Below are 14282 nucleotides of genomic sequence, written 5' to 3' on the forward strand. Positions count from 1 at the left end.
AACCCCCGGCCGCCGGGCCCCGGGGCCTACACCGGTCCCGCCACCACCGCGACCGGCTTCTTCAGCGGCACTCCCGAACCGTCCCTGCGCGGATCGAGTTCGGGCAGTTCCGCCGGAGATCCGTTCGCGGACGCGGCCCTTGCCGGGGCGGGCCCCGCCCACGCCATCGTCAGCGAATCCTCGCCCTTCAGGAAGCGCTGACAGCGCACACCGCCCGTCGCTCGTCCCTTCCTCGGGAACTGGTCGAACGGCGTGAGCTTGGCCGTGCTGATCGAGTCGTCGAGCGTGCCGTGCGAACCGGAGAGGGTGAACACCACCGCGTCCGCGGCCGGATCGACGGCGGTGAAGGAGATCACCTTCGTCTCGCCGGTGAGCTTGATACCGGTCATGCCGCCCGCGGCACGCCCCTGCGGCCTGACATGGCTCGCCGCATAGCGCAGCAACTGCGCCTCGTCGGTGATGAAGACCAGGTCCTCCTCGCCGGTGCGCAACTCCGCCGCTCCTACGATGCGGTCGCCCTCGCGGAGGGAGATGACCTCCAACTCGTCCTTGTTCGCCGGGTAGTCGGGCACCACCCGCTTCACCACGCCTGCCTCCGTGCCCAGGGCGAGGCCGGGCGAGGACTCGTCGAGGGTGGTCAGACAGACCACGCGCTCGTCGTCCTCCAGCGTGAGGAACTCCGAGATCTGGGCGCCGCCCGCGAGACTGGGAGCCGTCGCCGACTCCGGAAGCTGCGGAAGGTCCACGACGGTCAGCCTCAGCAGCCGTCCCGCCGAGGTGACGGCGCCGACCTCGCCGCGCGTCGTCGCGGGCACGGCCGAGACGATCACGTCGTGCTTGGTGCGCTTCGCCTCCTGGTCGAAGGCCGGTTCGCCGTTGGCCGTACGGGCGAGCAGCCCCGTGGAGGACATCAGCACGCGGCACGGATCGTCGGCGACCTCCAGCGGTACGGAGGCGATCGGCGCACCGGCCGCCTCCAGCAGCTCGGTGCGGCGCGGAGTGCCGTACTTCTTCGCGACCTGGGCGAGTTCGTTGGAGACCAGCTTGCGCAGCTCCGCGTCGGACTCCAGGATTCGCGTCAGCTCCTCGATCTCCGAACGCAGCCGGTCGCGTTCGCTCTCCAGCTCGATGCGGTCGAACTTCGTCAGCCGTCGCAGCGGGGTGTCGAGGATGTACTGCGTCTGCACGTCGCTCAGCCCGAAGCGCGCGATCAGCGACTCCTTGGCCTGCGCGGCGTTCTCGCTCTGGCGGATGATCCTGATGACCTCGTCGATGTCGACGAGGGCCACCAGCAGGCCCTCGACGAGATGCAGTCTGTCGCGCCGCTTCGTGCGCCGGAACTCGCTGCGCCTGCGCACCACCGTGAAGCGGTGGTCGACGTAGACCTCCAGCATCTCCTTCAGGCCGAGGGTGAGCGGCTGACCGTCCACCAGCGCGACGTTGTTGATGCCGAAGGACTCCTCCATGGGCGTCAGCTTGTAGAGCTGCTCCAGCACCGCCTCCGGATTGAATCCGTTCTTCACCTCGATGACGAGGCGGAGGCCGTGAGCGCGGTCGGTGAGGTCCTTCACATCCGCGATGCCCTGGAGGCGCTTGGCGTTGACCAGGTCCTTGATCTTGGAGATGACCTTCTCCGGGCCGACGGTGAAGGGCAGTTCGGTGACGACGAGGCCCTTGCGGCGCGGGGTGACCTGCTCGACGGCGACCGTCGCGCGGATCTTGAAGCTGCCGCGGCCGTTGGCATAGGCGTCCTTGATGCCTTCCGTGCCGACGATCCGTCCGCCCGTGGGCAGATCGGGACCGGGCACATGGCGCATCAGCGTCTCCAGGTCGGCGCCCGGATGCTTGATCAAGTGCCTTGCGGCGGCGATGACTTCGACGAGATTGTGCGGCGGCATGTTCGTCGCCATGCCGACGGCGATGCCGGAGGCGCCGTTGACCAGCAGGTTCGGATAGGCGGCGGGGAGGGTGCCGGGCTCCTGCTCGCTGCCGTCGTAGTTGGCGGCGAAGTCGACGGTGTCCTCGTCGATCGACTCGACCATCAGCCCGGCGGCGGGCGCCGCACGGCACTCGGTGTACCGCATCGCGGCCGGAGGGTCGTCGTTGCCCAGCGAGCCGAAGTTGCCGTGACCGTCGATCAGCGGGACCCGCATGGTGAACGGCTGGGCCATGCGCACGAGCGTGTCGTAGATCGCGGAGTCGCCGTGGGGGTGGAGCTTACCCATCACCTCGCCCACGACGCGGGCGCACTTGACGTGGCTGCGCTCGGGGCGCAGGCCCATCTCGTGCATCTGGTAGAGGATGCGGCGCTGCACGGGCTTCAGCCCGTCGCGGGCGTCGGGCAGGGCCCGCGAGTAGATGACCGAGTAGGCGTACTCCAGGTAGGAGCTCTGCATCTCGTCGACCACGTCGATGTCGAGGATGCGCTCCTCGAAATCGTCCGGAGGTGTCTTCGTACTGCGGCGGGGGGCCATCGCGGCTGCGGCTCCTTCTTTGCTCACGGCATGCGCACTCGGGGCGGGGCGGCCCCGTGCGCGGCCTTTTCGACGCGGACCATTGTGGACCGCGGCTCTGACAACCGGCTCTCCGGCCCGTCGGCAGGCGTTTCAGCCCGCCGGCGCCACTGCCCGACCGTGGGCGCGAGTGCACGGCACGGGCCCGGTTCCCGGTCGTACGGTACGGGAACTTCGCACGCGCTCGGCTCGGTTGCATAGGGTGACAGCACCGCTTGCGCACGTGCACGCAATTGACGCGATCGAAGGGACTCCATGCCCATGGGTCACACTGCCACGCCCCCGCCGGCCACCGGCGGGCTGACAGCGACGGAGCACCGGCTGGCCAACGGCCTGCGCGTGGTGCTCTCCGAGGACCATCTCACCCCGGTCGCGGCGGTCTGTCTCTGGTACGACGTCGGCTCCCGCCACGAGGTCGCCGGACGCACCGGACTCGCCCACCTCTTCGAGCACCTGATGTTCCAGGGCTCCGCCCAGGTGCAGGGGAACGGCCACTTCGAGCTGGTGCAGGGCGCCGGCGGCTCGCTCAACGGCTCCACCAGCTTCGAGCGTACGAACTACTACGAGACCATGCCCGCCCACGAGTTGGAGCTCGCGCTCTGGCTGGAGGCCGACCGCATGGGCTCGCTGCTGACGGCCCTCGACGACGAGTCGATGGAGAACCAGCGCGACGTGGTCAAGAACGAGCGCCGCCAGCGCTACGACAACGTGCCCTACGGCACGGCGTTCGAGAAGCTGACGGCGATGGCCTACCCGGAGGGCCACCCCTACCACCACACGCCGATCGGCTCGATGGCCGACCTGGATGCGGCGTCGCTGGAGGACGCCCGCGAGTTCTTCCGTACGTACTACGCGCCGAACAACGCGGTGCTGACCGTCGTCGGCGACATCGACCCGGAGCAGACGCTCGGCTGGATCGAGAAGTACTTCGGCTCCGTGCCCGGGCATCAGGGCAAGAAGCCGCCGAGGGACGGCACTCTGCCGGACGTCATCGGCGGGCAGAAGCGCGAGATCGTCGAAGAGGAGGTCCCCTCCCGTGCGTTGATGGCCGCATACCGGCTGCCGCACGACGGCACTCGTGAGTGTGACGCCGCGGACCTGGCGCTGACCGCGCTCGGCGGCGGCGAGTCCTCACGCCTCAACAAGCGCCTGGTGCGCAGGGACCGGCTCGCCGTCGGCGCCGGGTTCGGGCTGCTGCGGCTCGCGGGTGCGCCGTCGCTGGGCTGGCTGGACGTCAAGGCGTCCGGCGGCGTCGAGGTCGCCCAGATCGAGGAGGCCGTCGACGACGAGCTGCGGCGCTTCGCCGAGGAGGGCCCGAGCCCGGAGGAAATGGAGCGCGCGCAGGCGCAGTTGGAACGCGAGTGGCTGGACCGGCTCGCCACCGTGGGCGGCCGTGCCGACGAACTGTGCCGCTACGCCGTGCTGTTCGGCGATCCGCAGCTCGCGCTGACCGCCGTGCAGCGGGTGCTGGACGTCACCGCGGAGGAGGTGCGCGCCGTGGCCGCGGCCCGGCTGCGGCCGGACAACCGCGCGGTGCTGGTCTACGAGCCCACTGAACCGGCCGCCGAGGAGAACGACGACGAGACCGAGGAGTCCGGCCAGTGAGCGACGCCCCGAACCCGCAGACCCAGGCCACCGGCACCGCTCAGGAGCAGGGCAAGCAGATGGAGTTCCACCCGCGCCCGAGCGGCGGGCAGCCCAAGCCGTGGGCCTTCCCCGCCCCCGACCGCGGAGTCCTCGGCAACGGCCTCACGGTGCTGCGCGCCCACCGCCCCGGCCAGCAGGTCGTAGCCGTCGAAGTGACCCTCCAGGCACCGCTGGACGCGGAACCGGAAGGGCTCGACGGCGTCGCGACGATCATGGCCCGTGCCTTCTCGGAGGGCACGGACAAGCTCGACGCCGAGGAGTTCGCCGACGAACTGGAAAGCTGCGGCGCCTCCATCGACGCATACGCCGACCACGCGTCGGTGCGCGTGTCCCTCGAAGTCCCCGCCTCCCGGCTGCGCAAGGCCCTCGGGCTGCTCGCGGACGCGCTGCGCGCCCCGGCCTTCCCGGAGAGCGAGATCGAGCGGCTCGTCGGCAACCGCCTCGACGAGATCCCGCACGAGCTGGCCAACCCCACCCGCCGCGCCGCCAAGGAGCTGGCGAAGGAGCTGTATCCGGCCTCCGCCCGGATGTCCCGCCCCCGGCAGGGCACCGAGGAGACCGTCGCCCGCATCGACGCCGCTGCCGTACGCGCCTTCTACGACGCACATGTACGGCCCGCCACCGCCACGGCAGTCGTCGTCGGCGACCTCGAAGGGGTGGATCTCGACGCCGCACTCGCCGACACCCTCGGCGCGTGGACGGGTTCGACGTCGCAGCCCCGGAAGGCGCCGCCGATCACCGCCGACGACACCGGCCGGGTCGTGATCGTGGACCGTCCGGGAGCGGTGCAGACGCAGTTGCTCATCGGCCGTATCGGCCCCGACAGGCACGACCGCGTCTGGCCCGCCCAGGTCCTGGGCACCTACTGCCTGGGCGGCACCCTCACCTCGCGGCTCGACCGTGTGCTGCGCGAGGAGAAGGGCTACACCTACGGCGTACGGGCCTTCGGGCAGGTGCTCCGCTCCACCGCCGACGGCACGGGCGCGGCGCTGCTCGCCATCTCCGGCTCGGTCGCCACGGACGTCACCGGCCCGGCGCTGGCCGATCTCTGGAAGGTGCTGCGCACCCTCGGCGAGGAGGGGCTCACGGACGACGAGCGTGACGTCGCCGTGCAGAACCTCGTGGGTGTCGCCCCGCTCAAGTACGAGACTGCCGCCGCCGTCGCCGACACGCTCGCCGAGCAGGTCGAGCAGCAACTCCCCGACGACTACCAGGCGTCCGTATACGCCGAGCTGGCCCGTACGGGCACCGTCGAGGCCACGGCCGCCGTGGTCAACGCCTTCCCGCCCGACCGGCTGGTGACGGTGCTCGTCGGTGACGCCTCCCAGATCGCCGACGGCGTACGGGAGTTGGGCATCGGCGAGGTCAAGGTGGTGACCGGAGGCTGAGCGCCGGCGCGGGCCCGACGGCCCGTGAGGCTCCCGACTCGTCGGCATGCGGCCCCTGTTCGCGGAGACGCCCCGAGCGTCCGCTGGACGGGGGCCGCTGCCGTCTCCTCGGCTCCTGCTCCGGCCCGTTGCGGACGCTGCGGTTCCGCCACCCGGCACGGCGTGGCCGTACACCCGTCCCCGTATGCCGGTTTCGGCTGCATGTGTCCCGGTGCGCCGTGTGGCCTGCGCGACAAATCGGGGGTTTCGTTTGGCCGTTGGCAGATGTCCCGTTTAGCGTCGATCCGGCTGTTCGTCAGAAGTGACCGCGACCGCGGCCGACGTTCGGCTTCGCCGAGTCTCCAGTACGACGACGTACACATGGAGAGCCGGGGGCTCTTCCCTCGTGGCGCCGCACGGCGCGAGAGGGTCCCCTCGGGATACCGACCGGAAACGGTACGGCCCGAGGGGGTGGGGTGAATCGGTCCGCCCACGCAGCGGACCGTAGGAGACCTTCCTGCTCCGAACCGACTGGGAGCCCCTCCCGCCGAGATTCCGCCTGAACTCCCGCCCGAGCGGCGGAGGTTCGTCGCGCCTGGCATCACGTCACGGCGCGTACGAGTGCGGAGTCGCACGGCAGGAGGCAGACCCGGCAGGCGAGAAGGAGGGAAAGGAGCCACGCCGACCCATGGCGTTCATCCGTGCCACCGGGACGCACCGCCGTACCCGCCCGACGAGACGGCGTACCAAGGCGGCAGGCATAGCCGGTCTGACCGTCGGAGTCGTCGGAACACTCGCAACCCCCGCCCTGGCCGGCACCGGCCACCAGGGGCGGGCCGCCGAAGCCACCGCGGAGAAGAGCGCACAGCGGACCGCGGACGAGGGCCCGCATGGAGACTCGCACGCGAACTCTCATGAGAACACGCGCCGTTCGGCTTCGGGCGGCCTGAACCACGCTGCCGGATTCGGCGACTCGATCGCCGAGACCGTCGCGGACCAGGCCCGGCTACAGGAGACCGCCGCAGCCCAGGCCGAGGCCGCGAACCAGGCCATGCGCAAGGCCGCAGCCGAGAAGGCGAAGCGCGAGCGCGAGGCCAGGGAGAAGAAGGAGAGAGCGGCGAGGGCCGCCGAGCGTGCCAAGCTCAACGCCTATGTCGCCCCCGTCGCCGGCCCGTCGCTGTCGACCCCGTATCGAAGCTCCGGCGGACTGTGGTCCTCCGGCAGCCACACCGGCGTCGACTTCGAGGCGGACGAGGGCACCGAGGTGCGTTCCGTGGCCTCCGGCGAGGTCGTGGAGGCGGGCAGCGACGGCTCGTTCGGCAACAACGTCGTCATCAGGCACCGGGACGGTACGTACACCCAGTACGGCCATCTGTCCTCGATCGCGGTGTCCGCCGGTGCGAAGGTCGAGGCCGGGCAGAAGATCGCGCTGTCGGGCTCGACCGGTAACACCACCGGCCCGCATCTGCACTTCGAGGCCCGCACCGGCCCCGAGTACGGCTCGGACATGGACCCCGTCGCCTACCTCAGAAAGCACGGCGTCAGTCTCTGAGCCCGGTCCGACCCGGCGCCGCCTCGGCGGTGAGCGACGCGAAGCCCCCGGCCGCACATTCCGCGGCCGGGGGCTTCGTACAACTGCGAGCGGTCCGGAGCCTGCTGCCGGTCGAGCGGAGCACCCGCCGTCACAAGACGTGACGAGTCCGGAGCTATCCGCGTAGAGCGACGCTCAGACCGTCTCGGGCAGCTCTTCCAGGCCCTCCGAGACCAGCGTGGCCAGCCGTTCGAGGGCGCCCTCCGCGTCCACCGCTTCGGACGCCAGCACGATCTCCTCGCCCGACTCGGCGCCCAGACCCAGCACGCCGAGCATGGACGCGGCGTTGACGGGAGTGCCGTCGTCGCCCTTCTTGACCGTCACGGGGACACCGGCCGCAGCCGCCGCGCGGCAGAAGATCGAGGCGGGACGGGCGTGCAAACCCTCGGCCCACCCGACGGTGACGCGGCGCTCTACCATGGTTGTTGCCCTTCGAGTCGTGCTTGCGTCCGGCGAAAACAAGTCTCGCATGTCGCTCCCGGCGGCCGTCCGCACCCCCTTGACCTGCGCTGTATGGCCGCCCTCGGCCGCACGGGGTCGCGGTTGCCGTGACGGCTTTACCCTGATCCCATGCGTACCCCTCAGGAGCGTGCGTATCCGGCGCACTGGGAGGCCGACGTGGTGCTCCGCGACGGCGGCACCGCACTGATCAGGCCCATCACCGCGGACGACGCCAGGCGGCTCGTCGACTTCTACGAGCGCGTATCCGACGAGTCGAAGTATTACCGCTTCTTCGCTCCCTACCCCCGTCTGTCCGACCGTGACGTTCGTCGCTTCACACATCACGACTACGTCGACCGGGTGGGCCTCGCGGCCACCATCGGGGGCGAGTTCATCGCGACCGTCCGCTACGACCGGGTCGACGGCGACGGGCGCGCGGCCTTCTCTTCAGGCTACGCAGACTCCTCCGGAACGTCCGGCGGCTACGGGGACACTTCCGGAGACACCGACGGCAAGCCGCCGTCCCAGGCGGAGGTCGCCTTCCTCGTACGAGACGACCAGCAGGGGCGCGGCGTCGCCTCCGCGCTCCTCGAACACATCGCGGCCGTCGCCCGCGAGCGCGGCATCGAGCGCTTCACGGCCGAAGTGCTGCCCGCCAACACCAAGATGATCAAGGTGTTCACGGATGCGGGCTACTCGCAGCGCCGCAGCTTCGAGGACGGTTCCGTCCATCTGACCTTCGATCTCGAACCGACCGAGCGCTCCCTCGCCGTGATGAACGCGCGTGAACAGCGCGCCGAGGGTCGCTCCGTCCGTCGGCTGCTCGCCCCCGGCTCGGTCGCGGTGATCGGCGCGAGCCGCTCGCCTCGCGGCGCCGGGCGCCGGGTGCTGGAGAGCCTGCGTAGCGGAGGCTTCACGGGCCGTGTGTACGCCGTCAACAACCGGCTCCCCGAGGAGGGCGCCGACATCGGGGACGTACCCGCGTACCGCTCCGTCAAGGACGTGCCGGAGCATCTCGACCTGGCCGTCGTGGCCGTGCCCGCGAGCCAGGTGCACGCCCTCGCCCGCGAATGCGGCGAAGCCGGCGTCCAGGGACTCGTCGTGCTCACCGCCGACTTCAGCCGTGACGAGCAGCGCGAACTCGTGCGTCTCGCCCGCTCGTACGGCACCCGCGTCATCGGGCCCAATGCCTTCGGGCTGATGAACACCGCCCCCGGCGTACGGCTCAACGCGACGCTCTCACCCGAGATGCCCGCCCGCGGCAGGGTCGGGCTCTTCACCCAGTCCGGCGCCATCGGCATCGCCCTGCTGGCCGGGCTCCACCAGCGCGGCATCGGGCTGTCCGGATTCGTCTCCGCGGGCAACCGCGCGGACGTCTCCGGCAACGACGTACTACAGCACTGGGACGACGACCCCGACACGGACGTCGCGCTGCTCTATCTCGAATCGATCGGCAACCCAAGGAAATTCACCCGGCTCGCCCGGCGCATCGCCTCACGCAAACCGATCGTCGTGGTCAAGGGCGCGCGGCACAGCGGCAGCGCACCGCCCGCGGGGCACGCCGCTCCGGTGACGCGTACGCCGGTGGCGACGGTCACCACACTGCTGCGGCAGGCCGGAGTCGTCATGGTGGACACCGTCACCGAACTGCTCGACGCGGGCGCCCTGCTCGTCTCCCAGCCGCTCCCAGCGGGACCGCGCACAGCGATCCTCGGCAACGCCGAGTCCCTGGGGCTGCTCTCCTACGACGCGGCGCTCGCGGGCGAACTGCGGCCCCAGCCGGTACGGGACCTGGGCACGTCCGCCAGGCCGGAGGAGTACAGGCGGGCACTCCGTGAAGCGCTGGAGGACCCGGAGACGGACGCGGTCGTCGTGACCGTCATCCCCTGGGTCGGCGACACCCCGGCCGCCGAGCTGGCCGACGCGCTGCGTGAGGCGTCGGAAGGCGCCGAGAAGCCGGTGACCGTCGTACATCTGGCGATCGAGGGCCTGGAGACCGCCCTCGCCGAACGCGGCATCCCCTCCTATCCCGCGCCGGAGCGTGCGGTACGGGCGCTGTCGGAGGCGTCGCGCTACGCCCGCTGGCGGCGCGAGGCGGAAAACCCGGGCCGGGTACCGGAGTTCGAGGCCGACGAGGCGGCGGCGTCGAGGCTGCTGCGCGGGTTGCCGACCGGGGCGTCCGATGCGGGGAGCGGTGCGCGGGCGGGCACGGAGGCGGATACGGAGGCGGCCAGGGGGGCGGGCACCGAGGCCGGTGCGCGGCCGGGCGCCTCCGTTACCGGAACCGGCACCGGCACCGAAACCGGCACCGAAACCGGCGTGGGCACGAGCGCAGCCACAGGTGCAGCCACAGGTGCAGGCGCCGGAACCGGAGCCGCCCCCTCTGATATGCCTCCCGCCGTCCCCCTCGCCGGCCACCGGGAGGCCCGCCCCACCACAGTCGCCGCCACCACCGCGGAGCGCAGCCGAAGCGTCACACTCGGTGCCGACGACGCGGCGTCCCTGCTCGGCTACTACGGAATCGCCGTCCAGCCCACGAGCCCGGCCCCCGGGCCCGACGAGGCCGCCGCCGCGGCACGCAGCCTCGGCTACCCCGTCGCGCTCAAGACCACGGCCCCACGGCTGCGCCACCGCGCCGACCTCGGCGGTGTGCGCCTCGACATCTCCTCGGAGACCGAACTGCGCCGCGCCTACGCCGAACTCACCGAAGCCTTCGGCGATGCCGCCGAACTGCGCCCCGTCGTACAGTCCATGGCGCCGCGCGGCGTCGACACCGTCATCAGGGCCGCCGTCGACCCGTCCATCGGCGCGGTGCTCTCCTTCGGCCTCGCGGGCACGCCCTCCGAACTGCTCGAAGACGTCGCACACCGGCTGGTCCCCGCCACCGACAAGGACGCCGCGGAACTCGTACGTGAAATCCGCAGCGCCCCCATCCTCTTCGGCTGGCGAGGCGCGCAGCCCGTCGACGTAGCGTCTTTGGAGGAGCTGCTGCTACGGGTCTCACGCCTGCTTCACGACCACCCGGAGATCGTCGCCGTGGACCTGGAGCCCGTCGTCGTGGCCCCACGCGGACTCACGGTGCTCGGCGCGACCGTCCGCGCCGCCGAGCCGTCCCCGCAGACGGACTTGGGCCGCCGCAGCCTGCCCGCTTACTGAGAGTCCACCGGCCCGTAGGATGGCCCGCATGGCGAAGACCGGTACGACGACCCAGGGGCTGCGTGAGGCGATCGAACGCAGCGGCTACTACCCGACCCTCGTGGGCGAGGCCGTCGAGGCGGCGGTGGGCGGGGAGCCCGTCACCTCCTACCTCGTGCACCAGGAGACGACGTTCGACTCCAACGAGGTGCGCCGCCATGTCACGGTCCTCGTCCTCACCGGTACACGCTTCCTGGTCTCCCACACCGACGAGCAGCCCGCCGACGGCACGTCCTCCTCGCCGTACGCCACGACGTCCACGGAGTCGGTGAAGATCCAGCGCATCTCGTCCGTGGTGCTCTCCCGCGTCGTCGCCGACCCCGAGTCGTACACACCGGGCACGCTGCCCCGCGAGGTCGTGCTCACCATCGGCTGGGGCGCCGTCTCCCGGCTCGACATGGAGCCCGCCACCTGCGGCGACCCCAACTGCGAGGCGGACCACGGCTATACGGGCTCCTCCACGGCCGACGACCTGTCGCTGCGAGTCAGCGAGGCCGCCGACGGACCCGACACCGTGCGGCAGACGCTCGCCTTCGCACAGGCGCTCTCAGAGGCGACGGTGACCCCTTCCTGATGGCACAGGCCGCCACCGAGAACCCGCAGGAACCGCTGCCCCTCGATCCACGCACCGCGCCCGTGCCGCGCTACGGCCAGGCGTCGCTGTCCGATCTGCTGCCCGCCGTCGTCACCGCGCAGGGCATGGAGGGGCTGGAGACCGGGCTGCGGCTCGAACCGGCCGACCGCGCCTGTGTGTTCCTCGTCGACGGCCTCGGCTGGGACGTGCTGCGTGCCCACCCCGAGGAGGCACCCTTCCTCACCTCGATGCTGGAGACCTCGCTGAACGGCACGGGCACCGCCCTGACCGCCGGTTTCCCCTCCACGACGGCGACTTCGCTGGCATCGGTCGGTACGGGCCTGCCCCCGGGCGTGCACGGACTGCCCGGATACACCGCGCTCGACCCGGACACCGGGCGCCTGATGAACCAGCTTCGCTGGCAGCCGTGGACGGACCCGGGTGTGTGGCAGCCCTATCCGACGGTCTTCCGGCTCGCCGAGGCCGCCGGTATCACCGCCAGCCAGGTCTCCGCACCGCACTTCGAGGAGACGCCGCTCACTCAAGTCGCCCTCTCGGGCGGCACGTTCCTCGGCGTGCTCAGTGCGGAGGACCGCATGGACCAGGCCGCGGCCCGGCTCGCCGCCGCCGACCGCACCCTCGTCTACACGTACTACGCCGAACTCGACGGCCACGGCCACCGATACGGCATCGACTCCGACGCGTGGCGCGGCCAGCTCATGTACGTCGACAGACTGGCCGAGCGCCTCGCCGAGCAACTGCCGCCCCGCTCCGCGCTGTACATCACGGCCGACCACGGAATGGTCGACGTCCCCCTCACGCCCGAGGCGCGCTTCGACGTCGACGAGGACTGGGAGTTGAGCGCTGGCGTCGCCCAGCTCGGCGGCGAGGGGCGGATGCGCCATCTCTACGCCGTGCCCGGCGCGGCACGCGACGTCGCATCGGTGTGGCGCGAGGTGCTCGCCGGCCACGCATGGGTCGCCACCCGCGAAGAGGCCGTCGAACTGGGGTGGTTCGGCCCCCGGATCGACGCGCGGGTGCACGCCCGCATCGGCGACGTGGTGGCCGCGATGAGCGGCGACGCCGCCGTCGTGGCGACCGAGCGCGAACCGAAGGAGTCCGCGCTCATCGGCATGCACGGCTCCGCCACCGCCGCCGAACAGCTCGTCCCGCTGCTCGAAGTGCGTACGTAGGACGGTACGTTCAAGATCCGTAGCGGCACACCTCGTCCGCCCCCCGCCCGCCCGCTCAGAAAGGCCGACGTCTTAATGCCAGAGCTGGTGTTCTTCTCCGGAACCATGGACTGCGGCAAGTCGACACTCGCTCTCCAGATCGAGCACAACCGGTCCACGCGCGGCCTCCAGGGCATGATCTTCACGCGCAACGACCGTGCGGGGGAGGGGCGTCTGTCGTCCCGGCTCGGGCTCGTCACCGACGCCGTCGAGGCGCAGGACGGCTTCGACTTCCACGCACACCTCGTGAAGCATCTGACCGCGGGCGGCAGAGCGGACTACGTCATCGTGGACGAGGCGCAGTTCCTCACACCCGGTCAGATCGACCAACTGGCCCGCATCGTCGACGACTTGGGCATGGACGTCTTCGCTTTCGGCATCGCGACGGACTTCCGCACCCGGCTCTTTCCCGGCTCGCAGCGGCTGATGGAACTGGCCGACCGTATCGAGGTGCTACAGGTCGAGGCGCTGTGCTGGTGCGGGGCCCGTGCCACGCACAACGCCCGTACGGTCGGCGGGAAGATGGTCGTCGAGGGCGCGCAGGTCGTCGTCGGCGACGTGGGCGAACCCACCGGCGAGGTGGGCTACGAGGTGCTCTGCCGGCGCCACCACCGGCGCAGGCTGACCTCGGCGACGGCGCGGGCGGGGGCGCTCTCCCCGGACGTACTTCCCATCGACGCCCCCGCCACGCCGCACGTCACCTAGCGTCCCGAAGCGGGTCCGGAGGAGGCGTCCGGGCCGGACGAGTCTGGTCCGCCGGACGAGGAGGCCGCGACCGGTGGCCGGTCGTGGGCGATCACGCTGAACTGCGCGCCCTCCGGGTCCTCGGCCGTGGCGACTCTCCCGTGCGGCGTGTCGGTGGGCAACTGGACGATGCTGCCGCCGAGTTCGAGGATGCGGCGCGCGGTGTCGTCGGTGTCGGAGACGGCGAAGTAGGTCTTCCAGTACGGGCCGCGGTCGCGCGGGGAGTGCGCGTCCGATGCCGTGGATGCCGGCGACGGGGGCACCGTCCACGTTGAGCGTCACATAGTCCTCGACCTCTGCGTCGGCCTCGACCTCGGCCTCGGCGTCGCCGCCGGAGGTGCCGCCGCCGTCGGTCCCGTCGCCCGAGTGCCCCTTCGTCGGCTCGTATCCGAAGACCGCCGGATAGAAGTTCCCGGCCACGGACGAGTCACGGGTGATGAGTTCGTACCACACGGGCGCGCCCGGCACCTCGGCCGTCGCCGGGCTGAGACCCCCCGGCTGCGCTGCGGGCTGCCACACGCCGAAGCTCGCGCCCGCCGAGTCCGCCGCGATGGCCATACGGCCCGCGTTGTCCGCCTCCAGGGGGCCCACGGCGACCGTGCCTCCCCGCTCCCGGATCAGTCCGGCGGTCTCGTCCGCGTCGTCGCTGGCCATGTACGGCAGCCACGCGACGCTCAGTCGCCGTCCTGGCACGATCTCCCCGAGGCCGGCCACCTCGTGTCCTTCCGCCAACGCCCGTACGTAGGGCCCCGGTTGATGTGGTCCCGTATAGAACTCCCAGCCGAACAGCTTGTGGTAGAACTCCTGGCTCCGGCTCAGCTCCCGCACCAGCAGACTCGCCCAGCAGGGTGTGCCGGGAAGCTGTCTCGATTGCGTGCGCCGAGCCACTGACTCCGTCATGCGTCGTCTCCCTTGTGACCATCATCGATGTGGTCGCGTCGTGGATTGTCGCGGCGGAACGCTTCGGATTCCTTGCTT

At 71.2% G+C, this 14282-nt stretch carries 9 protein-coding genes and 1 pseudogene; 7 read left to right on the top strand and 3 right to left on the bottom strand.

Features of this window, described 5'->3' with window-relative positions; all coding sequences use genetic code 11:
* Positions 1-26: 26 nt before the first annotated feature.
* Positions 27-2474 (bottom strand): DNA gyrase/topoisomerase IV subunit A, encoded by a 2448-nt coding sequence (locus tag MMA15_RS22470; RefSeq protein ID WP_241061909.1) that lies wholly within the window; start codon positions 2472-2474, stop codon positions 27-29.
* Positions 2475-2768: 294 nt separating this feature from the next.
* Here MMA15_RS22470 and MMA15_RS22475 point away from each other — a divergent pair, with 294 nt between their 5' ends.
* The 3 genes from MMA15_RS22475 to MMA15_RS22485 all read left to right on the top strand — a co-directional run bounded on the left by MMA15_RS22475 (position 2769) and on the right by MMA15_RS22485 (position 7079).
* Positions 2769-4118, top strand: a complete 1350-nt coding sequence (locus MMA15_RS22475; protein WP_241061910.1) for a M16 family metallopeptidase — start codon at positions 2769-2771, stop codon at positions 4116-4118.
* 59 nt (positions 4119-4177) lie between these two features.
* Entirely contained in the window at positions 4178-5548 is a 1371-nt protein-coding gene (locus MMA15_RS22480) for a M16 family metallopeptidase (protein ID WP_241063369.1), read from the top strand.
* Positions 5549-6215: 667 nt separating this feature from the next.
* Entirely contained in the window at positions 6216-7079 is an 864-nt protein-coding gene (locus tag MMA15_RS22485; RefSeq protein WP_241061911.1) for a M23 family metallopeptidase, read from the top strand.
* Positions 7080-7253: 174 nt separating this feature from the next.
* Here MMA15_RS22485 and MMA15_RS22490 read toward each other — a convergent pair whose 3' ends face one another.
* On the bottom strand, positions 7254-7538 hold the full coding sequence (locus MMA15_RS22490; RefSeq protein ID WP_241061912.1) for an HPr family phosphocarrier protein: 285 nt from the start codon (positions 7536-7538) through the stop codon (positions 7254-7256).
* A gap of 150 nt (positions 7539-7688) precedes the next feature.
* Here MMA15_RS22490 and MMA15_RS22495 point away from each other — a divergent pair, with 150 nt between their 5' ends.
* The 4 genes from MMA15_RS22495 (at position 7689) to MMA15_RS22510 (ending at position 13265) form a co-directional block, all read left to right on the top strand.
* Positions 7689-10715 (top strand): bifunctional acetate--CoA ligase family protein/GNAT family N-acetyltransferase, encoded by a 3027-nt coding sequence (locus MMA15_RS22495; RefSeq protein WP_241061913.1) that lies wholly within the window; start codon positions 7689-7691, stop codon positions 10713-10715.
* Between the two features lie 28 nt (positions 10716-10743).
* Positions 10744-11328 carry a DUF5998 family protein gene (locus MMA15_RS22500; protein ID WP_070011286.1) on the top strand — a complete coding sequence of 195 codons (585 nt, stop codon included), beginning with the start codon at positions 10744-10746 and terminating at the stop codon, positions 11326-11328.
* Positions 11328-12521 (top strand): alkaline phosphatase family protein, encoded by a 1194-nt coding sequence (locus tag MMA15_RS22505; RefSeq protein WP_241061914.1) that lies wholly within the window; start codon positions 11328-11330, stop codon positions 12519-12521. Before MMA15_RS22500 ends, MMA15_RS22505 begins: the two co-directional genes overlap by 1 nt.
* A gap of 75 nt (positions 12522-12596) precedes the next feature.
* Complete coding sequence (locus tag MMA15_RS22510) at positions 12597-13265, top strand: thymidine kinase (RefSeq protein ID WP_241061915.1); 669 nt, start codon at positions 12597-12599, stop codon at positions 13263-13265.
* Here MMA15_RS22510 and MMA15_RS22515 read toward each other — a convergent pair.
* Positions 13262-14204, bottom strand: a pseudogene (locus MMA15_RS22515) (VOC family protein). The gene MMA15_RS22510 and the pseudogene MMA15_RS22515 overlap by 4 nt on opposite strands.
* Between the last annotated feature and the right edge of the window lie 78 nt (positions 14205-14282).

Origin of the sequence: Streptomyces marispadix, assembly GCF_022524345.1 — a bacterium.
Lineage (GTDB): Bacteria > Actinomycetota > Actinomycetes > Streptomycetales > Streptomycetaceae > Streptomyces > Streptomyces marispadix.

Coding starts and splice junctions, on each gene's coding strand:
- MMA15_RS22510 (WP_241061915.1), top strand. CDS start 12,597: ATGCCAGAGCTGGTGTTCTTCTCCGGAACCATGGACTGCGGCAAGTCG.
- MMA15_RS22500 (WP_070011286.1), top strand. CDS start 10,744: ATGGCGAAGACCGGTACGACGACCCAGGGGCTGCGTGAGGCGATCGAA.
- MMA15_RS22475 (WP_241061910.1), top strand. CDS start 2,769: ATGCCCATGGGTCACACTGCCACGCCCCCGCCGGCCACCGGCGGGCTG.
- MMA15_RS22485 (WP_241061911.1), top strand. CDS start 6,216: ATGGCGTTCATCCGTGCCACCGGGACGCACCGCCGTACCCGCCCGACG.
- MMA15_RS22505 (WP_241061914.1), top strand. CDS start 11,328: ATGGCACAGGCCGCCACCGAGAACCCGCAGGAACCGCTGCCCCTCGAT.
- MMA15_RS22495 (WP_241061913.1), top strand. CDS start 7,689: ATGCGTACCCCTCAGGAGCGTGCGTATCCGGCGCACTGGGAGGCCGAC.
- MMA15_RS22490 (WP_241061912.1), bottom strand. CDS start 7,538: ATGGTAGAGCGCCGCGTCACCGTCGGGTGGGCCGAGGGTTTGCACGCC.
- MMA15_RS22470 (WP_241061909.1), bottom strand. CDS start 2,474: ATGGCCCCCCGCCGCAGTACGAAGACACCTCCGGACGATTTCGAGGAG.
- MMA15_RS22480 (WP_241063369.1), top strand. CDS start 4,178: ATGGAGTTCCACCCGCGCCCGAGCGGCGGGCAGCCCAAGCCGTGGGCC.